This window comes from Rhodococcus sp. IEGM 1307 (assembly GCF_030056915.1).
Taxonomy (GTDB): Bacteria; Actinomycetota; Actinomycetes; order Mycobacteriales; family Mycobacteriaceae; genus Rhodococcus_F; species Rhodococcus_F opacus_D.
The window spans coordinates 206556-229333 of the sequence record NZ_JASHKW010000002.1; the positions used below are offsets into that span (position 1 = coordinate 206556).

General features: G+C 67.8%; 27 protein-coding genes. 14 read left to right on the forward strand and 13 right to left on the reverse strand.

Translation table 11 applies throughout. The annotated features are described in order from the left end of the window. Window positions 1–50 precede the first annotated feature (50 nt). The 7 genes from QM841_RS04710 (at window position 51) to tuf (ending at window position 6569) form a co-directional block, all read left to right on the forward strand. Complete coding sequence (locus tag QM841_RS04710) at window positions 51–704, forward strand: TetR/AcrR family transcriptional regulator (RefSeq protein WP_283331084.1); 654 nt, start codon at window positions 51–53, stop codon at window positions 702–704. A 38-nt stretch (window positions 705–742) separates the two neighbouring features. Then, entirely contained in the window at window positions 743–1267 is a 525-nt protein-coding gene (locus QM841_RS04715) for a DUF3558 domain-containing protein (protein ID WP_105418854.1), read from the forward strand. 11 nt (window positions 1268–1278) lie between these two features. Beyond that, window positions 1279–1818 (forward strand): DUF3558 domain-containing protein, encoded by a 540-nt coding sequence (locus QM841_RS04720; protein WP_011594824.1) that lies wholly within the window; start codon window positions 1279–1281, stop codon window positions 1816–1818. A gap of 362 nt (window positions 1819–2180) precedes the next feature. Next, the gene (gene rpsL, locus QM841_RS04725; protein WP_005252198.1) at window positions 2181–2555 is read left to right on the forward strand and encodes a 30S ribosomal protein S12; all 375 of its coding nucleotides are present in this window, start codon (window positions 2181–2183) and stop codon (window positions 2553–2555) included. After that, on the forward strand, window positions 2555–3025 hold the full coding sequence (rpsG, locus tag QM841_RS04730) for a 30S ribosomal protein S7 (RefSeq protein WP_005252199.1): 471 nt from the start codon (window positions 2555–2557) through the stop codon (window positions 3023–3025). The genes rpsL and rpsG overlap by 1 nt, the downstream gene beginning before the upstream one ends. 161 nt (window positions 3026–3186) lie before the next feature. Further along, window positions 3187–5289 carry an elongation factor G gene (gene fusA / locus QM841_RS04735; RefSeq protein ID WP_005258137.1) on the forward strand — a complete coding sequence of 701 codons (2103 nt, stop codon included), beginning with the start codon at window positions 3187–3189 and terminating at the stop codon, window positions 5287–5289. Window positions 5290–5378: 89 nt separating this feature from the next. Further along, the gene (gene tuf, locus QM841_RS04740; protein ID WP_005252203.1) at window positions 5379–6569 is read left to right on the forward strand and encodes an elongation factor Tu; all 1191 of its coding nucleotides are present in this window, start codon (window positions 5379–5381) and stop codon (window positions 6567–6569) included. Window positions 6570–6640: 71 nt separating this feature from the next. Here the strand turns inward: tuf and QM841_RS04745 are convergent, their stop codons facing one another. From QM841_RS04745 to QM841_RS04770, 6 genes are read right to left on the reverse strand one after another with little or no spacing between them, the layout of a single operon-like run. Continuing rightward, a complete protein-coding gene (locus tag QM841_RS04745) occupies window positions 6641–6913 on the reverse strand; it encodes a YciI family protein (RefSeq protein WP_283331085.1) in 273 nt (90 codons plus the stop codon). Between the two features lie 34 nt (window positions 6914–6947). Beyond that, complete coding sequence (locus QM841_RS04750; RefSeq protein ID WP_283331086.1) at window positions 6948–7523, reverse strand: Asp23/Gls24 family envelope stress response protein; 576 nt, start codon at window positions 7521–7523, stop codon at window positions 6948–6950. Beyond that, the gene (locus QM841_RS04755; protein ID WP_283331087.1) at window positions 7520–8500 is read right to left on the reverse strand and encodes a DUF6286 domain-containing Asp23/Gls24 family envelope stress response protein; all 981 of its coding nucleotides are present in this window, start codon (window positions 8498–8500) and stop codon (window positions 7520–7522) included. The genes QM841_RS04750 and QM841_RS04755 overlap by 4 nt, the downstream gene beginning before the upstream one ends. Then, window positions 8493–8672, reverse strand: coding sequence for a hypothetical protein (locus QM841_RS04760; protein WP_005252219.1), 180 nt, complete (start codon window positions 8670–8672; stop codon window positions 8493–8495). Before QM841_RS04760 ends, QM841_RS04755 begins: the two co-directional genes overlap by 8 nt. Further along, complete coding sequence (locus QM841_RS04765; RefSeq protein WP_283331088.1) at window positions 8669–8983, reverse strand: Asp23/Gls24 family envelope stress response protein; 315 nt, start codon at window positions 8981–8983, stop codon at window positions 8669–8671. Before QM841_RS04765 ends, QM841_RS04760 begins: the two co-directional genes overlap by 4 nt. Beyond that, complete coding sequence (locus QM841_RS04770) at window positions 8980–9441, reverse strand: Asp23/Gls24 family envelope stress response protein (RefSeq protein WP_005252221.1); 462 nt, start codon at window positions 9439–9441, stop codon at window positions 8980–8982. Before QM841_RS04770 ends, QM841_RS04765 begins: the two co-directional genes overlap by 4 nt. A gap of 189 nt (window positions 9442–9630) precedes the next feature. Here QM841_RS04770 and QM841_RS04775 point away from each other — a divergent pair, with 189 nt between their 5' ends. The 6 genes from QM841_RS04775 to QM841_RS04800 all read left to right on the forward strand — a co-directional run bounded on the left by QM841_RS04775 (window position 9631) and on the right by QM841_RS04800 (window position 13945). Then, window positions 9631–10158, forward strand: a complete 528-nt coding sequence (locus tag QM841_RS04775; RefSeq protein ID WP_283331089.1) for an Rv1363c family protein — start codon at window positions 9631–9633, stop codon at window positions 10156–10158. Then, window positions 10155–10670: an Rv1363c family protein gene (locus tag QM841_RS04780; protein ID WP_283331090.1), complete on the forward strand. Its 516-nt coding sequence runs from the start codon at window positions 10155–10157 to the stop codon at window positions 10668–10670. Before QM841_RS04775 ends, QM841_RS04780 begins: the two co-directional genes overlap by 4 nt. Before the next feature lie 11 nt (window positions 10671–10681). Next, window positions 10682–11125: a hypothetical protein gene (locus QM841_RS04785; RefSeq protein ID WP_005252226.1), complete on the forward strand. Its 444-nt coding sequence runs from the start codon at window positions 10682–10684 to the stop codon at window positions 11123–11125. A gap of 117 nt (window positions 11126–11242) precedes the next feature. Next, window positions 11243–12418, forward strand: a complete 1176-nt coding sequence (locus QM841_RS04790; RefSeq protein ID WP_280779966.1) for an acyl-CoA dehydrogenase family protein — start codon at window positions 11243–11245, stop codon at window positions 12416–12418. Window positions 12419–12427: 9 nt separating this feature from the next. Further along, complete coding sequence (locus QM841_RS04795; protein ID WP_283331091.1) at window positions 12428–13555, forward strand: acyl-CoA dehydrogenase family protein; 1128 nt, start codon at window positions 12428–12430, stop codon at window positions 13553–13555. A 186-nt stretch (window positions 13556–13741) separates the two neighbouring features. Continuing rightward, a complete protein-coding gene (locus QM841_RS04800; protein WP_005252231.1) occupies window positions 13742–13945 on the forward strand; it encodes a hypothetical protein in 204 nt (67 codons plus the stop codon). 7 nt (window positions 13946–13952) lie between these two features. Here the strand turns inward: QM841_RS04800 and QM841_RS04805 are convergent, their stop codons facing one another. The 5 genes from QM841_RS04805 to QM841_RS04825 are packed head-to-tail and all read right to left on the reverse strand — an operon-like array spanning window position 13953 to window position 21178. Further along, complete coding sequence (locus QM841_RS04805) at window positions 13953–15113, reverse strand: VWA domain-containing protein (protein ID WP_283331092.1); 1161 nt, start codon at window positions 15111–15113, stop codon at window positions 13953–13955. Beyond that, the gene (locus QM841_RS04810) at window positions 15110–17278 is read right to left on the reverse strand and encodes a DUF5682 family protein (protein WP_283331093.1); all 2169 of its coding nucleotides are present in this window, start codon (window positions 17276–17278) and stop codon (window positions 15110–15112) included. Before QM841_RS04810 ends, QM841_RS04805 begins: the two co-directional genes overlap by 4 nt. Next, entirely contained in the window at window positions 17275–18378 is a 1104-nt protein-coding gene (locus QM841_RS04815) for an ATP-binding protein (protein WP_283331094.1), read from the reverse strand. The genes QM841_RS04810 and QM841_RS04815 overlap by 4 nt, the downstream gene beginning before the upstream one ends. Further along, window positions 18375–19850, reverse strand: coding sequence for a DUF5691 domain-containing protein (locus QM841_RS04820; RefSeq protein ID WP_283331095.1), 1476 nt, complete (start codon window positions 19848–19850; stop codon window positions 18375–18377). Before QM841_RS04820 ends, QM841_RS04815 begins: the two co-directional genes overlap by 4 nt. Beyond that, window positions 19847–21178, reverse strand: a complete 1332-nt coding sequence (locus tag QM841_RS04825; RefSeq protein ID WP_283331096.1) for an SWIM zinc finger family protein — start codon at window positions 21176–21178, stop codon at window positions 19847–19849. The genes QM841_RS04820 and QM841_RS04825 overlap by 4 nt, the downstream gene beginning before the upstream one ends. 128 nt (window positions 21179–21306) lie before the next feature. Here QM841_RS04825 and QM841_RS04830 point away from each other — a divergent pair, with 128 nt between their 5' ends. After that, a complete protein-coding gene (locus QM841_RS04830) occupies window positions 21307–21822 on the forward strand; it encodes an SRPBCC family protein (protein ID WP_283331097.1) in 516 nt (171 codons plus the stop codon). Here the strand turns inward: QM841_RS04830 and QM841_RS04835 are convergent. Continuing rightward, complete coding sequence (locus tag QM841_RS04835; protein ID WP_005252244.1) at window positions 21768–22196, reverse strand: antibiotic biosynthesis monooxygenase; 429 nt, start codon at window positions 22194–22196, stop codon at window positions 21768–21770. The genes QM841_RS04830 and QM841_RS04835 overlap by 55 nt on opposite strands. A gap of 67 nt (window positions 22197–22263) precedes the next feature. After that, the gene (locus QM841_RS04840; protein WP_283331098.1) at window positions 22264–22767 is read right to left on the reverse strand and encodes a GNAT family N-acetyltransferase; all 504 of its coding nucleotides are present in this window, start codon (window positions 22765–22767) and stop codon (window positions 22264–22266) included. Between the last annotated feature and the right edge of the window lie 11 nt (window positions 22768–22778).

The window sequence follows — 22778 nt, forward strand, 5'->3', positions numbered from 1 at the left end:
GGACTCGTCACCCGCTCACGGGCGCGCAGCGCGACGAGAGGAAGTGACACATGACCCGCGAACCGAAGCAGGACCGTAGCCGGGTCACGCGCGGGCATCTCCTCGAGGTCACCATCGACTGCCTCGCCGAGCTGGGCTGGGGTGCCACCACGGTGAGCCTCGTCGCCCAGCGCGCCGGCGTGTCCCGCGGCGCGACCCAGCACCATTTTCCCACCCGCGAAGACCTCATCACCGCGGCACTCGAGGTCATGTTCGACGCGCGGATGGAGCAGGCCCGGCGCGAAGCCACCGATCTGCCGACCGGGGAGGGACGCACCGAGGCGGTGGTGTCGCGGCTCGTCGACTACTACACGGGCACCCTGTTCAAGGCGGCGCTGCAGGTCTGGACGGCCGCCGCAGCCGACCCCGAACTCCGGGCCCGGATCGTGCCGCTCGAGGAGCGGTTCGGGCGGGTCGCGCACCGCACCGCCGTCGAACACTTCGGGTTCGACGACGCCGACCCGGTGGCGCACCGGCTCGTCCAGGCCACCCTCGATCTCGCCCGCGGACTCGGTCTGGCCGACGTGCTCACGGACGACTCCAAACGACGGGCGGAGATCGTGCGGCAGTGGGCGGCGCAGCTGGACGCGGCGTTACCGTCCGGACAGCCGCGGAGCGGTCAGTCGGTAGAGCCGCGGAGCCTCGACGTGGCCGTTCTCGACTGACCGGGCAAAGAGCGCGGGGATCGGTAGAGTCACCGACCATGGGCCGGAAATGGGGAGCGCTCGTCCTGATCACCGTCGCGGCCGGTCTGGCCGGCTGTGGGGGAGACGGAGACGATTCCGGTACCGAACCCCCCGCGCAGCAACTCCCGCAGGTGACCGATCCGGGCCCGTTCTTCGGTCAGTGCGGTTCGGTCACCGACGACGAGGTGGCGAAGGCGTTCGGGATGCCGACCTTCACCGGCGTGACGCGTAATTCCGTCGGCTGCGAGTGGGAAACCGCGGGAATCGGCGGTCCCAGCGTGACGTTCTCCTGGTACCGCGGCAGTCCCATCGGCCGCGAGCGGGCGGGTTCCGAGCTGATCGGCAGGCCGGCCACCGACATCGATATCCAGGGGCATCCCGGATTCATTGCGTCGTCCGAAGGAATTCTGTGCGAACTCGGTGTGGAGTTCGGGGGTGACTTCGTGCACTGGTCGGTGATGTACGCGGATGCGCAACCTGCGGCGGACCCGTGCACGGTGGCGCGCGATCTCGCCGAACTCAGCGTGTCGAGGGCCAAGTGAGCGGGGGAGTGATGAGCAGCGGGACGTGGCGTGCGGTGCGGGTGCTGGCCGCGGCCACCGCGGTCGGGCTGATCGCGGGGTGCGGGTCGACGATCGAGGGCTCGCCCAGGGCGGAGGGGGCGTCCTCGTCCGGTGACACCGAACAGTTCACGGCCCTGTTGGAGGAGTGCAACGCCGTCGCCGACGAACAGATCGCCCAGACCGTCGGCGCCGACGCCATCGAGCGGGGCTTCTTCGGCGCGATCTGCCGCTGGGACGCGGTCGGCGCCAACGGTCCGGTGAAGGTGACGTTCAACTGGTTCGAGACGGGCTCCCTCGACACGGAGAAGTCGACAGGCGAGAAGCTCGGCTACACCGTGGAGTCCTCCACCATCCAGGGGCGCAAGGCCGTCGTGATGCGTCCCCCCGGCGATCCGGGGGCGTGCGGAGTGACGGTCGGATCACCCTCCGCGGGCGTCGTCGGCTGGTGGGTACAGTTCCAGACGGGGGCGGCAGACCCGTGTGAAGCGGCATCGACGCTTGCGGATCTGACGCTCAATCTGAGTAGTTGATGTGCCCGTGTCCGTACCGACAGCTCCGCGCAGTACCCCACATCGCAGGTCAGCCCTTACCACTGCCAACCCACTTTGACCTTCCGGCGCGCCGCCGGGTATCGTTGTGGGTCGTGTCCGGCATGCCCGGGCCGATCTGTGTGCCTAGCGAGGTATTGCCGTGCGCGCGTTCGTGCAGATTTCTGCATGGAACGAGCATCCGGCTGCCTGTGTGGGGGTATGCGACACACCCGACCTCGGGTGCAGCTCGAGGTGCGGGTGAGGGGCAGCAGCTCTCTTGCCCCAACTGCTAGATCCCTAATTTCAGAACAGCCAAGGTTGCTTGTCCAGAGCAGTCTGTTCAACACGAAGAAAGCCGGTAAATGCCAACCATCAACCAGCTGGTCCGCAAGGGCCGCCGCGACAAGACCGCGAAGGTCAAGACGGCAGCCCTCAAGGGCAGCCCGCAGCGTCGTGGCGTGTGCACCCGCGTGTACACCACCACCCCGAAGAAGCCGAACTCGGCGCTCCGTAAGGTCGCGCGTGTGCGCTTGACCAGCTCCGTCGAGGTCACCGCTTACATCCCGGGCGAGGGTCACAACCTGCAGGAGCACTCGATGGTGCTCGTCCGCGGTGGTCGTGTGAAGGACCTCCCCGGTGTGCGCTACAAGATCATCCGTGGCTCGCTCGATACCCAGGGTGTCAAGGGCCGCAAGCAGGCCCGCAGCCGCTACGGCGCCAAGAAGGAGAAGAGCTAATGCCACGTAAGGGCCCCGCTCCGAAGCGTCCGCTCATCAACGACCCGGTCTACGGTTCGCCCCTGGTGACGCAGCTCGTCAACAAGATTCTCCTGGACGGCAAGAAGTCCACCGCCGAGCGCATCGTCTACGAAGCACTCGAGCAGGCGCGCGAGAAGACCGGCACCGACCCGGTCGTCACCCTCAAGCGCGCACTGGACAACGTCAAGCCCGCCCTCGAGGTCCGCAGCCGCCGTGTCGGTGGCGCCACCTACCAGGTGCCGGTCGAGGTCCGTCCGGGCCGCTCCACCACCCTCGCGCTCCGCTGGCTCGTGACCTTCTCCCGGCAGCGCCGCGAGAAGACCATGGTCGAGCGTCTCGCCAACGAGCTCCTCGATGCCAGCAACGGCTTGGGTGCCGCTGTGAAGCGCCGTGAGGACACTCACAAGATGGCCGAAGCCAACAAGGCATTCGCCCACTACCGCTGGTGACGTCACGTCGGAGCAGTCACCTACCGTGACTGCTCCGGCGTCGTCGCACGTCGGGCCCCTACCGGGGACCGGCTGATCTACAACTCGAGACAATGGCCCCGCTGGTGGAACACCGGGGAGGCCGACACCCGATACACGAGCTACGAGCGGGGAAGAATCCTGTGGCACAGGAAGTGCTGACCGACCTGAACAAGGTCCGCAACATCGGCATCATGGCGCACATCGATGCCGGCAAGACCACGACCACCGAGCGCATCCTGTTCTACACCGGTGTCAACTACAAGATCGGTGAGACGCACGACGGTGCCTCGACCACGGACTGGATGGAACAGGAGAAGGAACGCGGCATCACGATCACCTCTGCCGCGGTGACCTGCTTCTGGAACAACAACCAGATCAACATCATCGACACGCCGGGCCACGTCGACTTCACCGTCGAGGTGGAGCGTTCGCTCCGCGTGCTCGACGGCGCCGTCGCAGTGTTCGACGGCAAAGAGGGCGTCGAGCCCCAGTCGGAGCAGGTGTGGCGTCAGGCCGCCAAGTACGACGTTCCGCGCATCTGTTTCGTCAACAAGATGGACAAGATGGGCGCGGACTTCTACTTCACGGTCCAGACCATCATCGACCGCCTCGGCGCGAAGCCGCTCGTCCTGCAGCTGCCGATCGGCGCCGAGGACGACTTCGACGGCGTCGTCGACCTGGTCGAGATGAAGGCTGTCACCTGGCGTGGCACGGTCGCCATCGGCGCCGAGCCCACCATCGAGGAGATCCCGGCCGATCTCGCCGACAAGGCTGCCGAGTACCGCGAGAAGCTGCTCGAGACGGTTGCCGAGTCCGACGAAAAGCTCATGGAGAAGTACTTCGCCGGCGAGGAGCTCTCCGTCGAGGAGATCAAGGGCGCCATCCGCAAGATGACGGTCAACTCCGAGCTGTACCCGGTTCTGTGCGGTTCCGCGTTCAAGAACAAGGGCGTTCAGCCCATGCTCGACGCGGTCATCGACTACCTGCCGAACCCGCTGGACATCGGCGAGGTCCAGGGTCACGCCCTGGGCAACGAAGAAGAGATCCTCACTCGTAAGCCGAGCAAGGAAGAGCCGTTCTCGGCTCTGGCCTTCAAGATCGCTTCGCACCCGTTCTTCGGCAAGCTGACGTTCGTCCGCGTGTACTCCGGCCGGATCGATCCGGGCGCCCAGGTCATGAACGCGACCAAGGGCAAGAAGGAGCGCATCGGAAAGCTCTTCCAGATGCACGCCAACAAGGAGAACCCGGTCGACGAGGCCGTGGCCGGCCACATCTACGCGATGATCGGTCTGAAGGACACCACGACCGGTGACACCCTGTGTGCACAGGACGCCCCGATCGTGCTCGAGTCCATGAGCTTCCCGGACCCGGTCATCCAGGTCTCGATCGAGCCCAAGACCAAGTCCGACCAGGAGAAGCTGGGCACCGCGATCCAGAAGCTCGCCGAAGAGGACCCGACGTTCTCCGTCGAGCTCGACGAGGAGACCGGCCAGACCGTCATCGGCGGCATGGGCGAGCTCCACCTCGACATCCTCGTCGACCGTATGCGTCGCGAGTTCAAGGTCGAGGCCAACGTCGGCAAGCCGCAGGTTGCCTACCGCGAGACCATCACCAAGAAGGTCGAGAAGCACGACTACACCCACAAGAAGCAGACGGGTGGATCGGGCCAGTTCGCCAAGGTGATCATCGCGCTGGAGCCGTTCGTCGGCGAAGACGGTGCCACCTACGAGTTCGAGAACAAGGTTTCCGGCGGTCGCATCCCTCGCGAGTACATCCCTTCCGTGGATGCAGGCGCGCAGGACGCGATGCAGTACGGCGTTCTCGCCGGCTACCCGCTGGTGAACCTGAAGCTGTCGCTGCTCGACGGTGCTTACCACGACGTCGACTCGTCGGAAATGGCCTTCAAGGTCGCCGGTTCGCAGGCGCTGAAGGAAGCCGCCCGCAAGGCCGGCCCGGTCATTCTCGAGCCGCTCATGGCTGTCGAGGTCACCACACCCGAGGAATACATGGGTGACGTGATCGGCGACCTGAACTCCCGCCGTGGCCAGATCCAGGCCATGGAGGAACGCAGTGGTGCCCGTGTCGTGAAGGCGCTGGTTCCGCTCTCGGAGATGTTTGGTTACATCGGTGATCTGCGGTCGAAGACCCAGGGCCGGGCGAACTTCTCCATGGTGTTCGATTCCTACGCAGAGGTTCCCGCGAACGTCTCGAAGGAAATCATCGCCAAGGCGACCGGCGAGTAACCTCGGTTCCAGCCGGCCGAAGCACGACCCAGTAATAACAACCGCACTGCTGCATACCGCAAGCATCAATCAGTCCAGGAGGACACACAGTGGCGAAGGCGAAGTTCGAGCGGACGAAGCCGCACGTGAACATCGGCACCATCGGTCACGTCGACCACGGCAAGACCACGCTGACCGCGGCCATCACCAAGGTTCTGCACGACGCGTACCCGGATCTCAACGAGGCTTCGGCCTTCGACGAGATCGACAAGGCTCCTGAGGAGAAGGCTCGCGGTATCACGATCAACATCTCGCATGTTGAGTACCAGACCGAGAAGCGCCACTACGCGCACGTCGATGCTCCCGGTCACGCCGACTACATCAAGAACATGATCACCGGTGCGGCGCAGATGGACGGCGCCATCCTCGTGGTCGCGGCCACCGACGGCCCGATGCCCCAGACGCGTGAGCACGTGCTGCTCGCCCGCCAGGTCGGCGTGCCGTACATCCTCGTCGCCCTGAACAAGGCCGACATGGTGGACGACGACGAGATCATCGAGCTCGTCGAGATGGAGGTCCGTGAGCTCCTCGCTGCGCAGGAGTTCGACGAGGACGCTCCGGTTGTCAAGGTCTCCGCACTCAAGGCGCTCGAGGGCGACCCGGAGTGGACCAAGAACATCCTCGAGCTCATGGCTGCGGTCGACGAGTCCATCCCGGACCCGGTCCGCGAGACCGAGAAGCCCTTCCTCATGCCCGTCGAGGACGTCTTCACGATCACCGGTCGTGGCACCGTCGTCACCGGTCGTATCGAGCGTGGCGTGATCAACGTCAACGAGGACGTCGAGATCGTCGGCATCAAGGAAACCAAGACCAAGACCACGGTCACGGGTATCGAGATGTTCCGCAAGCTCCTTGACTCGGGCCAGGCCGGTGACAACGTCGGTCTGCTGGTTCGTGGTATCAAGCGCGAAGATGTCGAGCGTGGACAGGTTGTCGTCAAGCCCGGCACCACCACCCCGCACACCGAGTTCGAGGGCCAGGCGTACATCCTGTCCAAGGACGAGGGCGGCCGCCACACGCCGTTCTTCAACAACTACCGTCCGCAGTTCTACTTCCGTACCACGGACGTGACGGGCGTTGTGACGCTGCCCGAGGGCACCGAGATGGTCATGCCCGGTGACAACACCGAGATGTCCGTCAAGCTGATCCAGCCCGTCGCCATGGACGAGGGCCTGCGCTTCGCGATCCGCGAAGGCGGCCGTACCGTCGGCGCCGGCAAGGTCACGAAGATCAACAAGTGATCTAGCTCCACCAACGCCAATGGCGCTCACCCTCCGGGGTGGGCGCCATTGGCGTTTTCGGGGTGTGACACTCAGCGGTAGTTCAACGCATCCCATTCTCGGATGTCGCTGGGATGCGCGATGCCCTCGAGGACGAACGGGTCGCGGGCGATGAATTGTTCTGCGCGCTCGCGGCTGCTGAAGATCGCCATGGACCCGTTGCTCGCCGGGTCGTCGAACGGTCCGATACCGAGCAGCCCACCTTCCGCGGCGAACGCGTCGAGGTACTTCCGGTGTCGTGGATAGATCTCCGGAATCCTGGCGGCGGTGGTCGGATCGGTCGCGTAGAACACCACGTATTCCATGGCACCGAACCTACCGAGACCGGAACGCCGCGTGTCAGCTTTCGACGTGCACCGGGTGGTCGGCGCGGTCGAGGTGGAGCAGGACCTGGGTGGCGACCTCTTCACCGCCGAGGGTCGATGCGACCCAGGACGCGACGTCCTCGGATTTGCGGGTGAAGTCGTACATGTCGAGGGTGGGGTCGGCGGTTACGACGATCGACAGGGTGGGGAGTCCGCGTTCGATGACGGCGCGAGCGCGTGTCTGCCGCACTCCGGGGTACTGCGCGAGTTCGCTGGCGACTCCGTTGGCGAGAGAGCCGAGGTCGACGGTGACGTAGGTGCCCGATTCGCGGTCCGGTACGGCGACGGGGGATGTGCGTCGCCGGGTGAGGTCCAGGGCGAGGAGCACGATCCCGAAGACCAGCCCCACGACGACCGTCGCGGCGAGCGCCCAGCCCCACCAGTCCTGGTCGGGGAGTGCGGTGACACGCGCGCGGTCGTACCGCGACACCCATTCGCGGACGATCGGAACCTGGAGGTCCCAGGCCACGGCGTACGCGCCAAATCCGAGGAGTGCGAGCCCTACGAGCAGGACGATGACCCGGTTGACGGCGGCGGTCCGATGTCTCACGGTTTCACCTGCACTCGGAGTTCGGGGGACGTGCCGAGCAGCGACAGCGTCGGTTCCACGGCCTCGCGTACGGAAATGGCCACGTCGCCGGCGGGTGTCGACTCGGTGCGCACCACGCGGACGGTGACGTGTTTGCGGTCGACCGTCGTGTGCGCCGACAGCACGCCGGGGACGGTCTTGGCGTGACTACTGGAGTTGCGAGCGAGGTCGGTGGGGCGGAGCCAGACGATCGGGGTGTCACCGACTGCGAGCGGCAGGTGGGTGCGCGGCCGCGGTTTGAGGGCCGCGACGATGAACACGACCCCCAGCACGATCGCGCCTGCGGCGACGGGGACGATCCACTCGGACCAGTGCAGCCGGCCCAGCCATTGCACGGTGTTGCGGATCCAGGGCGCGTTGGCGAAGGTGCCGCGCATGATGAGCAGCTCACGCGCTGCGACGACCGCGAGACCGAGGGCCCCGACGGCGACGATGATCGCGGCGGGCACAGCGGCCGGGGTCGCGCGCGGCGTGCGTGGCCGGAGGGGCGCCACCGGGGCGGGCGGCACCGCCGGATCGCCCTGTTCGGAGTAACGGCCTTCGGCCGAACTGTCTTCGGGGGCGGCGGATTCCGTTCCGACGACCACGATGTTGAGTTCGATGACCGGCATGCCCGTCATCTGCTCGACCTGACGGTGCACCTGCGCGCGGAGCCGGCGGTTGACGAGGTCGAGGTGGCACGGCCACTGCACCGCGATGTACAGGTTGATCGCGACGGCGCCCGCTCCCGTCGAGACGTCGGCGCGGGGGAGTTCCCGCCCCGTCAGGCGGGACAGCCCACCGGACTGCTTGACGACGCCGGGTACCTGGAGTGCTGCGGCGACGGCGATCTTCACGACGGCGCGCTCCTTGATGACCAGTTCGCCGCGCAGGGCGGTGTCGTCGAGCGCCGCGTCGTCATGCGGACCGGCGGGGGGTGCGGTGAAGGGTTCAGCCACGGCCGCGGCTTCGGAGGATGGCGCCGAGATCGAGGTGGCCGTCGCGGTGCGCGCCGACGGCCATGCCCAGCGCGCCGAGGAGGACGGCGAAGACGAATCCGCTGAAACCACCGAGGATGCCGGCGATGGCGAGAAGTAACCCGACGATCAGGCCTGTGATTGTGCTGTTCATTGAGATTGTCCTGTCTCTGTCAGGAGATCTTCGATGGTCACGTCGACGGGGACGTCCACCAGCGATTCCACTGCGGCCCGCACTCTTTCGGCGGTGTCGACGACGTTGGCGGGGTAGCGAGCCGCGAGGTGGACGGCACAGGACGTGGGGCCGACGGTCACCCCGGTCACCCGGCGTCCGGGCAGGTAGGTCGCGACTTCACCGAACGCGCCGCCGTGCATCGCTGCCACTCCGGGGATGGCGAGGACGGCGGCGACGATGCGTTCGGAGATGTCCTCGGCGTGGGTGTCCGGTGGAAGTGGTCCGGTCACTGCACCCTCGGTTTGCCGTCGAGCTCGGACGCGGCCTCGGATTCGTCGAACAGCATGACGTCGAAGACGGTGATGTTCACTTCGGTCACTTCGAGCCCGGTCATGCGCTCGACGGCCGCGATGACGTTGCGCCGGATGCCGACCGCGAGTTCGTGCAATGCGACACCGTATTCCGCGACGATGCCGATGTCGATGGCGGCCTGTTTCTCGCCGACTTCGACGGCGACGCCCTGGGCGTGGTTGACGCGGGCGCCGGGGATCCGATCGCGGAGGGCACCGACAGCGCGCGCGGTACCGCCGCCCACGTCGTAGACGCCGTTGATCTCACGGGTGGCGATCCCGGCGATCTTGGCGACCACGGCGTCCGCGATGATGGTCCGTCCCTCGGAACTGACGAGTTCCGGCGTCGCCCCGGCACCGAACTGCACGCGGCTGCGTGCCCCTGAATCGCTGGTCATCGTGGATCCCCTTCGAGTCGCCTGCCTTCTCCTCAACAGTAATGATCACCGACCGTACGCGGGGTCTCCCACGCGCCTTTCCGTCCGCGGATCCCGTGACGGGAGACACCCAAAAATATTTGATATGACTACCCGGTAACATCTGACGTGATGCAGGTAATACAGACGCAGCCCGACGGAAGGAACCCCATGGCGGAAGAGCCCACCGGTGAGGACGCCGCTCCCCAGGCACGGACGCCGGCCGTCGCCGCGGGTGTGGTGGTTCTGGCCGTCCTCGCACTCGCGTTCGTCGCGGTCAGCGGCTACTTCGGCTACACACACCGGCAGGCGGCGCAGGAGGCTCAGCAGAGATCCGAGATCCTCGAAGCAGCGCGGCAGGGCGTCGTGAATCTGACGACGATGGACTTCGAGCGGGCCGACGAAGACGTGCAGAAGGTACTCGACGGCTCGGCCGGAGAATTCCGCGACGAATTCGAAGCCCGATCCAAGGACCTCATCGCGGTCATGCAGGAGGCCAAGGTCAAGTCCCAGGGGGAGGTGCGCCAGGCTGCGATCGAGACGCAGAACGGCGACTCCGCGGACGTGCTCGTCGCGGTCGCGCAGAAGGTGTCCAATGCGGGCGGCGCGGCCGAGGAGCCGCGCGGTCAGCGGATGCGGGTGACGATGCAACTCGAGGACGGCACGTACAAGATCGTGAAGGCGGGGTTCGTGCAGTGAGTACCGACGCATCGCCGAAGTCCCGCAGACTCCTCCTGATTCTGGGCGCGCTCACCGCGGCCGCGGCCGTGCTGGCGGGGGTTCTGTACTTCACGCTCTACCGACCCGACCAGCGCGTCGACGACGCCGTCCGCGCCACCGTCACCGACACCGCGTCGCAGGGCGCGATCGCCCTGCTGTCCTACAAGCCGGACACGGTGGAGAACGACGTCGGCGCCGCGAAGGAACGCCTGACGGGGGAGTTCCTCGACTACTACACACAGTTCACGACGGACGTCGTCGTCCCGGCGGCCAAGGAGAGCCAGGTCGCGACCCAGGCGACGGTGGCCGCGTCCGGTCCGGTCGAGGTGGCGGCCGACACCGCGACCGTGCTGTTGTTCGTCAATCAGACCACCACCAGTGCGGCGAAACCGGAACCGGCGGCAACGGCGACGAGCATCACCGTCGAGCTCACCAAGTCCGGCGACAACTGGCTGATTTCGGGCTTCGATCCGGTTCAGTCGTCCGGGTAGCGTTGGCGCCCATGAGTACTCTTCGAGAGGTCGGCGACCGCGAGTCGTGGCGTTGCTGGCTGTGTGACGAACCGGTGGACCCCGACATGTCGGTCAACGATCCGCGTGGCCCCAGCATCGACAGCGTCGTCACCGCGAAGAAGGCCAAGGCGAAGGGCGGCGTCGAACGCCTTGCGCACCGGGCGTGCAACACCAAGAAGGGTGCCGTCAAACCGGTCGTGCCGTGGCCCGACCGGTTGTTCGTCGTCGATCCCGCCCCGATCATCGGTGTGGTCGAACAACTCGGCCGCAAGGGCGGACGGGTGGCGGTGGCGCGATGCCCGGGCAAATCGGACGCCGAGGACGCGGCGGAGTGGTTGCTCGACAGGTTGTCCCGTCTTGCACCGGAACTGAACGTCGAGACGCAGATCGATGCCGCCGGTGGTGCGTATCTGCTCGTCCTTCGCACCGCCTGACCCGTGAGTACTTGTTAACCGCGGGCGGTTAACAAGTACTCACGGGCGGCGGAGTCGCACGAGGGAGTAACGTCGGGAACAGAACATGAATCCGACCTCGAGTGCGAAGGAATTCCGATGAATCTGGCCTTGACCGACGAGGAGCTGGCGTTCCGCGACGAGATGCGAACGTTCTTCACCACGCAGATTCCGGCGGAGATCCGCGAGCGGTATGCGCGTGGTGAAGAAGTGGGGAAGGAAGGATTCATCGAGTCCCAGCGGATTCTGAACGCCAACGGGCTCGCGACGCCGCACTGGCCGGTCGAGTGGGGCGGCCGCGACTGGACTCCGGTGCAGAAGCACATCTGGCTCGACGAACTGCAGCTCGCGTCGGTACCCGAGCCGCTCGCGTTCAACACCAGCATGGTCGGCCCCGTCATCGCGGCCTTCGGTTCGCAGGAGCAGAAGGAGAAGTTCCTTCCCCCGACCGCCAACCTCGACATCTGGTGGTGCCAGGGATTCTCCGAACCCGAGGCCGGCTCCGACCTCGCGTCGCTGAAGACCCGCGCCGTCCGCGACGGCGACGACTACGTGATCAACGGCCAGAAGACGTGGACCACCCTCGCGCAGCATGCCGACTGGATCTTCGTCCTTGCCCGCACCAACCCGGACGCCCCCAAGAAGCAGGCCGGCATCTCGTTCATCCTCGTCGACATGAAGACGCCCGGCGTCACGGTGCGCCCGATCAAGCTGATCGACGGCGGCTACGAGGTCAACGAGATCTTCTTCGAGGACGTGCGCGTGCCGGCCGAGAACCTCGTGGGCGAGGAGAACCAGGGCTGGAGCTACGCCAAGTTCCTGCTCGGCAACGAGCGCACCGGTGTGACCAGGCTGGGATTCTCCAAAGTCCGTCTCGCGCAGGCGAAGGAACGCGCAGCCGAGATCTCGGTCGGCGAGGGGACGCTGCTCGACGATCCGCTGTTCGCCGCCCGGATCGCCGAACTGGAGAACGAGATCATCGCGCTCGAACTCACCCAGCTGCGGGTGGTGGCCAGTTCGGCCGACGGCAAGCCGAACCCGGCGTCGTCGCTGCTGAAGCTGCGCGGGTCCGAACTGCAGCAGGCCACACTCGAACTGCTGACCGACGTCGCGGGACCCGACTCCCTGCCCTTCGCCGCAGGTGACGGCATCGCCTCGCCGCTCTGGGCGCAGCGGACGACTCCGACGTATCTGAACTACCGCAAGGTTTCCATCTACAGCGGATCGAGCGAAGTGCAGCGCAGCATCATCGCCTCCTCGATCCTCGGATTGTGAGGGCGTGACATGGACTTCGAACTGACCGACGAACAGAAACTGCTGCGCGACACCACCCGCGAACTGCTGGGCCGCAGCTACGACGCGGAGAAGCGCAACACCGTCACCGACACCGAGCAGGGGTGGAGCCCGCAGGTGTGGAAGCAACTCGCCGAGGTGGGACTGCTGGGCCTGAGCTTCGACGAGGAAGACGGCGGAATGGGCGCCGGACCGGTCGAGGTCGCATCGGTGATGACCGAGATCGGCCGCCGCCTCGCGCCCGAACCCGTCCTCGACGCCGTGCTCGTCCCCGGCGGTCTGATCGCTGCGGCCGGCAGCACGGAGCAGCGCCGCCGGATTCTGCCGGACGTGTCCGAGGGCAATCTCCTGCTGGCCTTCGCCGATCGGGAACCGGGTGTGCGCTGGCCGTCCACCCAGGTGTCCACGACCGCGAAGAAGGACGGCGACGCGTGGACCCTCACCGGTACCAAGAACCCCGTTCCGCACGGCGGTAGCGCGAACACCCTGGTCGTCACGGCGGCACTCCCGGACGGTGGGGTCGGACTGTTCCTCGTCGACGCCGATGCCAGCGGCCTGACCCGCACCGCCTACGCGACCCACGACGGATTGCGGGCCGCGCAGGTGGAACTGTCGGACACCCCGGCGGAGCCTCTCGGTGCGGGCGGCGACGCATCGTCGGCGATCGAGAGCGCGCAGATCCGGGCGCAGGCGGCACTGTGTGCGGAGGCCGTCGGCGCGATGGAGGAAGCGCTGCGACTGACCACCGAGTACCTGAAGACCCGCAAGCAGTTCGGTGTCCCGATCGCGAAGTTCCAGACGCTCACGCACCGTGCGGCCGACATGTACGTGCTGCTGGAACTGGCTCGCAGCATGAGTCTCTACGCGACGATGTCGCTGGCCGGCGGAGCCGCCGATCCGGTGGTCGCCTCCCGCGCCAAACTGCAGATCGGCCGCTCCGCCCGCACGATCGGGCAGGAAGCGATCCAAATGCACGGCGGCATCGGCATGACGGCCGAGTATCCGGTCGGCCACTACGTGAGCCGGTTGACCGCCATCGAGCACACCCTCGGCGGGTCCGACGACCACCTGCGGGTGCTCGCGTCGGCGACCACCCAGGGGACCATCAGCATCATTTAGCCGCCCCCGTGAGTACTTATTAACCGCCCGCGGTTAATAAGTACTCACGGGTCCAGGTCTCGGATTGGTATCGGAAAGAGCGTTTACGACGTGTCGCACAGGGACCCCAGTGTGACGCGGCTAACGTTCTGCGCGCACACCAGAACTCACGGGGGATGTACGTAATCTCGGTGAAGGAGCATTGCCATGGGGTCCGGTCCAGTCAAAGCGATCATGTGGAGCCTGCTTTTCGTGGGACTCGTCGGTGCGGGAGTCGGGATCTCCGAACTGCACGTTCCCTGGACGGTCGCATCGCTGATCGTCGCCTCGGTCTCCGGACTGGTCCTGCTCAGGATCCGCGCCGACGCGCACCCCGAACTGCACAGCGACCGCCGGATGGCTGCCGGCTGACCCGCGGTCACTCCGTCTGAAGACCGTCCGCCCACCTGCCGATGTCGCCGCGTTCGAGTGCGAGCGCCAGCAGTTCCGGGAACTTGTCCGGGGTGCAGGCGAATGCGGGAATGCCGAGCACCCCGAGGGCCGCGGCGTTGTCGTGATCGAACGACGGGGCGCCGTCGTCGGACAGTGCCAGCAGAACAACCACCTGGACGCCCGCGTTCGTCATCGCCGCCATCCGCCGCAGCATCTCCGCGCGGATCCCGCCCTCGTACAGGTCCGAGATCAGCACGAACAGCGATTCGGTCGGTCTGTCGATCAGTGACTGGCTGTAGGCGATGGCCCGGTTGATGTCGGTGCCGCCGCCGAGTTGCGTGCCGAACAGCACGTCGACGGGATCGGACAGCTTGTCGGTGAGGTCGACGACCGCCGTGTCGAACACGACCAGCGACGTCTTCAGCGCGCGCATCGAGGCGAGGACCGCGCCGAACACGGACGCGTACACGACGCTCGACGCCATCGACCCGGACTGGTCGATGGCGAGGACGACGTCGCGATGCACGGCCTGCGATCGGCGGCCGTATCCCAGCAGCCGCTCCGGCACCACCGTCTTGTACTCGGGGAGGTAGTGCGCGAGGTTGGCGCGGATCGTGCGATTCCAGTCGATGTCGCGGTACTTGGGGTTGGTGATGCGGGCCGACCGGTTCAGGGCACCGGTGACGGCGGTCCTGGTCTTCTGCGCGATCCGTTCCTCCACCTCCCGGACCACCTTCTCGACGACCATCCGGGCGGTGGCCTTGCTGGTCTCGGGCATCGCCCGGTTCAGGCTCAGCAGCGTGCCGACGAGGTGGACGTCCGGTTCGACGGCGTCGAGCAGTTCGGGTTCGAGGAGCAGCTGGGTGAGGCCGAGCCGGTCGATGGCGTCCTTCTGCATCACCTGCACGACGCTGCTCGGGAAGTAGGTGCGGATGTCGCCGAGCCAGCGCGCGACCTTCGGCGCCGACCCGCCGAGACCCGCGCCGCGACGGCGGCTCTTCGACCCTTCGCTGCTGGTGTCGTAGAGGGCGGCCAGAGCGCCGTCCATCGCCGCGTCCGTCTTGGACGCGAGACCGCCGGTGGATTCCTCGGCGGCGTTGCCGAGCAGCAGCCGCCACCGTCGTAGCCGCTCCGCGTCTTCGGTCACGACGTCACCCCCAGAATGTCCGCGACCGTCCGGATCGCGATCGTGCCCCGACGAGCGTCGACCTCGGCGCGGGCATCGGCGGTGGACCCGCCCTCCACGGACTGCCCGATCGCCCGGCGTTCCCCGGTTTCGAACCCGCCGAACGTGCGCCGCAGCAGTGGCAGTACGTCGACGAAGTCCTGCTCGCGTAGTCCCGACACCCATCCGTCGAGCAGTTGCAGCAGTTGCCGGTCGTGGACCAGCAGCAGCCCTCCGCCGCCGAGGAAGCCGTCGACCCACCCCGCCTTGGCGGAGGGATCGGCGCCGACGGACAGCGCCCGCGACAGTCGGGTGGCGGACTCGGTTTCGCTGACGGTGCCTGCGTCGCGGAGCAATCGGACCATGCGCCCGATTACGAGGCCGTTCACGTCGCTGCGATCGACGAGGCCTGCGAGTGTGCCGAGCCACCGCGCCGACGCACGATCGTCGTCGCGCAGCATCACCGCCGCGTGGACGTCGTCGACGGCGCGGCGCAGGTCGAGTGCGCTGTCGTCGTCCAGACCCGATATCGCGGTGGGCAGTCCGGCGCAGATGCGGACGAGCAGGCTGTCGGTGACGCGGGTGAGGGACGAGACGTCGGTGCCGCGGACGTCCCCGTATCGCAAGGTGCGGGTGAGCGCGGGCAGGGCATCCATCAGGTGCATCACGTCGTGGTCGAGTGTGGCCGCCGTCTCCAGCGCCCGCAGCAGTTCGGCCAGCGCATCGCCGAGATCCGACAGGAGGGCCTGCTCGAGCAGCCCGGTGAGCTGGGCGAGCGAGACGTCACCGGCCGACGCCTCCTCACGCACCTTCGCTGTCGCCGCGGCCTCGACGGTGGTGCCCCACAGCGACGCCTCGATGATCGACACCGCCAGTTCGGGTTTCCAGGTGAGGGACCACGTCTCGCGGAATGTGCCGGTGCCGCGGATGTCACTGTCGGCCGGCGTGCCCCAGTCGACACCGAGGATCTGCAGGCGGTGCAGGAGCCGGGACCGCGCGACGTCGTTGTCTCGGCGCAGGTCGAGGTCGATGGTCTTCTCGGTGGCCTGCTGCTTGAGGCGCAGCGTCTTCGCCCGCGCCCGCAGGTCGGCGTCGAGGGGAACCGTCGGGGTGTTCTCCGGGACGGCGCCGAGTGCCTCGCCGACGACGAGTCGCCGTGTGATGAGGTCGAGCAGGACGTCGTCGCCGTCGCACATCACGGCGCGGGTGGCCTCGGTGACCTCGGAGAGACCGGCCAGCGGCCGCGCACGCATTGCAGCCAACGTGTCTGCGAGACGGACGGATTCGATGACGTGCGCACTCGATACCGGAAGGTCCTCGTCCCGCAGCACCCGCGCGACCTTCGTGAGCCATCGGGTGATCGTGCGGTCCGGTGCGGTGAACAGGTGGTGATACCAGCCGGGGGAGGTGATCCCGGCGCCGTATCCCGATGCCGCGGACAGTCGTGAATGCGTCCACGGCACCCACGTGAGCGAGGTCTTGATCTTGGGGATTCCCTTGAGGATTCGCGCGTCCGCGGTGGCCGGGCCGAGAGGACCGGCGAGGGCCGGGGCGTGCCACGCGCCGCACACCACCGCGATCCGCTGCGCGCCACCCTTGATCACTTTCCGCAGCGTCTGCCGCATGTACGCCTCGCGCCTGCTGGTGGGCTCGTCGAGTTCGACGGTGTCCCGCAGCGCGGTCATGGCCTCCGTGATCGCGTCGAACGAGTCGGGACCCGAACCCGATTCGATGACGGCGTCCCACCAGCGTTCGGTGTCGTCGTAGCCCGCCGCGGCGGCCAACTGGGTCAGCGGATCCTCGGTACGGGGCTCGGAGTCGTCTGCGGCGAGGGTATTGGCGGCGGGAAGGTCGCAGAAGCGGACGTCGACGCCGCGCCCGGCCGCCCACGACAGCGCCTGCCACTCCGGGGAGAACACGGCGAACGGCCAGAACGCCGCCGTCCGGGGCTCCCCGGTGGCATACGCGAGCAGGGCCACCGGAGGTTCCATGGTGTCGGAGGCGGTCAACGCGACCAGCGGATCGGCGTCCGCGGGCCCTTCGATCAGGACGGCGTCGGGGACGAATTCGTCGAGCGCGCGCCGCACCGATCGTGCCGAACCGGGCCCGTGGTGGCGGATGCCGAAGACACGGACGTCGGAGTTCACCCGGTGACCTCGCGGCACGCCCGGTAGAAGTCGGCCCAGTCCTCCCGTTCGCGGACCACGGCCTCGAGGTATTCGATCCACACGACCTTGTCGGCCACCGGGTCCTTCAGCACGGACCCGAGAATGCCGGCGGCGACGTCGGACGGGCGGAGCACCCCGTCGCCGAAGTGCGCGGCGAGGGCGAGTCCGTTGGTGACGACGGAGATCGCCTCCGCCGTGGACAGCGTTCCGGACGGCGACTTCAGCTTGGTACGGCCGTCGCCGGTGACGCCCGACCGGAGTTCGCGGAACACGGTGACCACGCGCCGGATCTCGTCGACGGTCGCCGGAATCTCCGGCAGTTCCAGCGAGGACCCGAGTTGCTCGACGCGCCGCGCGACGATGGCGACTTCGTCCTCCTCGTCGGCGGGCAGCGGCAGGACCACCGTGTTGAACCGTCTGCGCAGCGCGGAGGACAGTTCGTTGACCCCGCGGTCGCGGTCGTTCGCGGTGGCGATCAGGTTGAAACCCTTGGCGGCCTGCACCTCGGTGCCCAGTTCGGGGATGGGCAGCGTCTTCTCCGACAGCACGGTGATGAGCGCGTCCTGCACATCGGCGGGAATGCGGGTGAGTTCCTCGACCCGTGCGATCCGCCCGCCCTGCATGGCCGTCATGACGGGGGACGGAACGAGTGCACCCGCTGTCGGGCCCTCGGCGAGAAGCCGCGCGTAGTTCCAGCCGTACCGGATGGCCTCCTCCGGCGTCCCCGACGTTCCCTGGACGAGCAGGGTCGACTCGCCGGAGACCGCCGCCGACAGGTGTTCGGACACCCACGTCTTCGCGGTGCCGGGGACGCCGAGCAGAAGCAGCGCGCGGTCGGTCGCAAGCGTCGCGACGGCCACTTCGATGAGCCGGCGGGGACCGACGTACTTGGGGGTGATGACGGTGCCGTCGTCGAGTTCGCCGCCGAGCAGGTACGTCACGACCGCCCACGGAGACAATTTCCACGACGGTGGCCGGGGCCGGGTGTCGTGCGCGGCGAGGGCGGCGAGTTCGTCGGCGTAGGCCTGCTCGGCGTGGGGTCGTAGCAGGTCGGCCTGGGCGGCCGCGATCTCGGTCACTCGAGCTCCTTCAGGACTGTTCTGCGGTGGTCGATGTTGGTGGCGACAGTGGCGAATGCCTGGTGCCAGCCGGGATCACGGGTGCGTTCGGCGGCTGCTCGGAGAAGCGGCGCCGCAGCGAACGGGAAATGCGTCTCGGCGCTGCGGAGGGTCGAGTAGTGGCTGTGCCGGGAGAACTGCCCCAGATCCTTGCCGGTCTCGGCGTGCCGCCCGGCGACGTCCTCGAGGCGAGCGATCACCCGCTCGGCCAGGTCGAGCGGCCAGGGGTGGGGCAGACCGTCGAACAGGGCGGCGCCGTCGACGCCCAGCAGGTAGGAGTCGGCGCGACCCGACAGGATGTATGCGAGGCGTTCGCGGGCGGGGACGATCGGCACGACGCGCCGTTCGGTTGTCCGTCCCTCCCGGTGCAGCAGAGCCGACGCCCAGCGCGGATTGCGCTGCAGCACGGTCGCGGTGGTCCACGCCTCCATCATCACCTCCCGCCACTGGTCTTCGATCCGAATCTCCAACGCGGTGGAGGCGGAGCCGATCATGCCTTCCCACACCGACAAGGGGGCGGCGGTGACCACCATCCGCAACCACCAGCTGCGGATTCCCTTGTTCTTGAAATGGACGTCCTCGATGCCGTCGCGACGGGCCGAATCGTCCAGGGAGCCGGGCATGTTCACCACGAGACGGGTGCGCAGCGGCTTCTTCTCCACGCGCACCCATGCCCGGGCGCGAGCGGCCATCCGCTCGGCGTATGCGGAGTTCGGCAGCTGGCGCAGCAACTGGACCGCCTGCTGGCGCACCTCTTTCCGCCGGTCGTCGAGTGCGTGCTCGAGCAATGCGGAGTCGGCATCACTCAGCCCCGTTCCCAGAACGGCGATGAACGCCGCCCGGTGCTCGCCCCGTTCGGAATCCCAGGTGCGGCTCAGTTCGGTCATCGCGATCGCCGGGTTCACCGCCCGCATCGCCGTGAGCCATTGCAGTCGTTCCTGGTGTGCGCCGTGCGTCCACACGTCGGTGCGATCGGATCGGCGGACCAGCATCGACCAGTCCGGGTTCTGCGCGGCGAGCCACTGGCCGCGGGGGCCCACCAGTCGGAGGATGCTCTCGCGGTGGGTGTCGTTGGTGCGGGCCACGGCCATCAGGTCGGCGACGAGATGATCCGGCGCGCGGTAATTCCGCTCGGCCACGACCGCGAACCACTCGGTGAGCGTCCACGACTTGGCTGCGAGCAACTGCATCAGGTGCGACGCGGACGCGGGCGGCAACTGCAGCCGCGGATCGTCCTCGGCGGGGGCGGGCAGCACGCGCGCGGAGGCGGCGACCCCGCCGTCGCGGTATGCGTTCTCGAGCGCGGCGGCGCCCAGCAGGGTCTCCGCCGGATCACCGCTGACCGCTTGCGTCAGTTCGCCGGTGGCCAGATCCTCGAACGAGGGGGTGGACCGTGCCGTGCCGAGCAGGGCGGCGGACAGGAGTTCGCTCATCGCCGGCTCCCCGCCGCCGCGGGCGAGGGCGTGCCGGGCCCGAGCGGATACACGTCGCCGCGATCGAACACCGAGACGGGAACCAGCGATTCACTGGTCCACTCCCCGAACACGGTGACGGGACGGCCGCCGGACATTCCGAGGAGCCGCCACAGGACCGGGTCTTCGCCGGACAGCGGCAGCGCGCGCCCCTGCGCGTCGACGAGGAACCAGTGCCCGTCGTCGATTGCCGGGGTGACGCCGGTGAGCAGCGCCGGCCACGAGCGGACCCACGGGTCGGCCCCGACCGCGGCGGCGAAGTGGTCGAGAGCGGTGTCGATATCGCTCGGAGCGACGGTGGTGAATGGTTCGGGGGTCTCGTGAGCGTCGCCGAACTGGGCGCGCAGCGGCGCGGCGCCGGGGTAGAAGTGCACGGTGGCGTCGACGAGCGAACCGAGCGGCGGGACCACTGTCGAGAAGTTCGCGGAGCCGTGCGCGAAGTCCAGGAGGATCGCGCGGCGACCGTGGTTGCGGCCGATCAGCCACACCTTGCGGGTGAAGAGGCGCTTCTCCTCGGTGGTCTGCATTCCCAGGACCATCCACCGGTCACGGACTCCCGGCTCGCTGCGCACGCTGTCGGTGCCCACGGGGTACCCGACGTGCGAGCGCACCGACGCCTGCAGTGGTTCCGGTAGTTCGCTCAGACGGCGATGGGCGACGACGAGGAGGTGCAGCCTGGCGTACTCGCGGAGCAGCCGGTCCGGCCAGTCGGCGCGGGTGGCCACGACGATCGGCAGGCGACGCAGGGCGGACGCGACGCCGGGCGCCTGCGCGTCGACCATGCGGGCGGCGATGGCGTCGAACGCGGATGCCGAGATGTCGGCTGCGCCGAGCCCGCCGCGGATCTGGTCGGTGAGCCACAGGTCGAGTTCGTCGAGGCCCGCCGTCACCCGCTCGGTCCGGCGTTCAGTGGCCTTCGCACCGGCCGTCGTCGTGGTGGCGGCAGCCGCCGGCGCGGCTGCCCGCCCCGCTCTGCGGCTCAGCCAGTCCGCCGCGAACGGCGGCGGTTCGGACCGCTCCGGGACCCGGCCGTGCGACCAGATCAGCAACAATCCGAGCGTGTGTTTGCAGGGAAATTTCCGGCTCGGGCACGAGCAGTTGTACGCCGGCCCGGAGAGATCGACGACCGATCGATAGGGGCTCTTGCCGCTGCCCTGGCACAGTCCCCAGAGCGCGCCACCGTTGCTGCCCGTCTCCGACCACGCGGCCGACAGCTTTGCGGCGGCAGCGAGCGAGCCGGCATCGGGGGCGACCGATGCGACCTGTCCCTCCGACCAAGGCGACGTCACTCCGCCACCGTAGGGGAGTTGTCCGACAGGAAGGGAGGAGGGTGCTCGGAATTGTCGGCCAACTTCGGTGTGGACGTCGGTCTCCCGTGTCAAGCTGTCGTCAGGTACGACAGCGAGGGAGTGAGCCGGTGATCCACGGAAGGTATTTCGAGTTCAAGGGTCGTCCCGCCGTGCGGTTCCGGTGCACGTACCCGTTCCCCGTCCAGAGGCTGTGGGAGGCCGTGTCGGAGCCGGACGAGCTCGCGCACTGGTTTCCGTCACGGGTCCGCCTCGACACCTACGCCGGCGGCGACATCGAGTTCTTTCCGGAACCGCACAGCGACCCCGAGACGGGGACGGTCCTCGTCTACGGCGCCCCGTGCACGCTCGCGTTCACGTGGGGCGGGGACGAGATCCACTTCGAGGTCGAGCCGACCGCGGACGGGTGCGCCCTGACGCTCGTCAACGTTCTCGAGGTCCGCAACACGGCAGCCAGGAACGCCGCCGGGTGGAGTGTCTGCCTCGCCGACCTCGACCGGCACCTCGACGGCTCCGACGCGCCCGGTCACCGTGGAGATGCGTCCGCGGACTGGCGCCCGTTTTATCAGACCTATTTGGGGGAGGGGATGCCGTCGGGTGCGCAGATCCCCGGGGAGTCTGCCTGACCGTGGCCGGCGGCGGTCCGGCGTCGAGGGCGTTCGAACAGGCTCTCCACGTCGGATGCCGGCTCGTCCGGCTCCTCGACCGCGATGTTCCCGCCGGTCCTCAGCCATCCGTTCCGCAGCGACGATGTCAACCAGTTGTCCAGCGCGGCTTGGGTTTCGAACTTCAGCACGATCACGCAGACATCGGAGGTGCTGCTCTCCTTCAGCCATCCTCCGCCGAGGAATCCGGGAAACAGCCGGGCCAGTCCGAGTCCGGTCTGGATCCAGTCGGCGAACTCCTCGTCGCAGCCGGGAAGGACCCGGCGGACGATGGTCGTCGTGACGGACGCATCCACCGGCCCGGCTGTTCCGGCGCCCTCGGCCGCGTGCTCCATCGTTTCCTACCTCGGTTCCGCTCACCCCCGTGACACGTGCCACCTCAAACTACCAGCGGTTACGACGTCACAGGTCGTAGAAGGGCGCGGCGTACCTGAACGTGCCGGTGATGCTCGGATTCCAGCGTGTGAGCCGGCGGACCTGGAAGTGGGACGACCACGAGGGCTGGTCCGGCTCGATCCCGACCGACGTTCCGGAGACGAAGCCGAACCGCGGGTAGTAGTCGAGGTGACCGAGCAGTGCCACCAGGGGTTCGTCCCTGGCGTCGGCGCCGCCGAGTGCGGCGTGCATCAGTGCCGAACCCACGCCGTCGCGCTGGAGGCCGGGGAGCACGCCGATCGGGCCGAGCGCGAGTACGTCCGTGGAGTCGACGGTCGCGCGGGTCAGGCACACGTGGCCGGCGACGGACCCGGCCAGTTCGGCGACGAGGGACAGCTGCGGAATCCACGCGTCGCCCGACCTCAATCGGGTCACGAGGCCGACCTCGAGGGGAGTGTCGCCGTCGAACGCCTGCCGGTGCACCTCCGCCACCGCGGCGATGTCGCCCGGATTCTCACGTCTGATCAGCATGCGGACAGAGT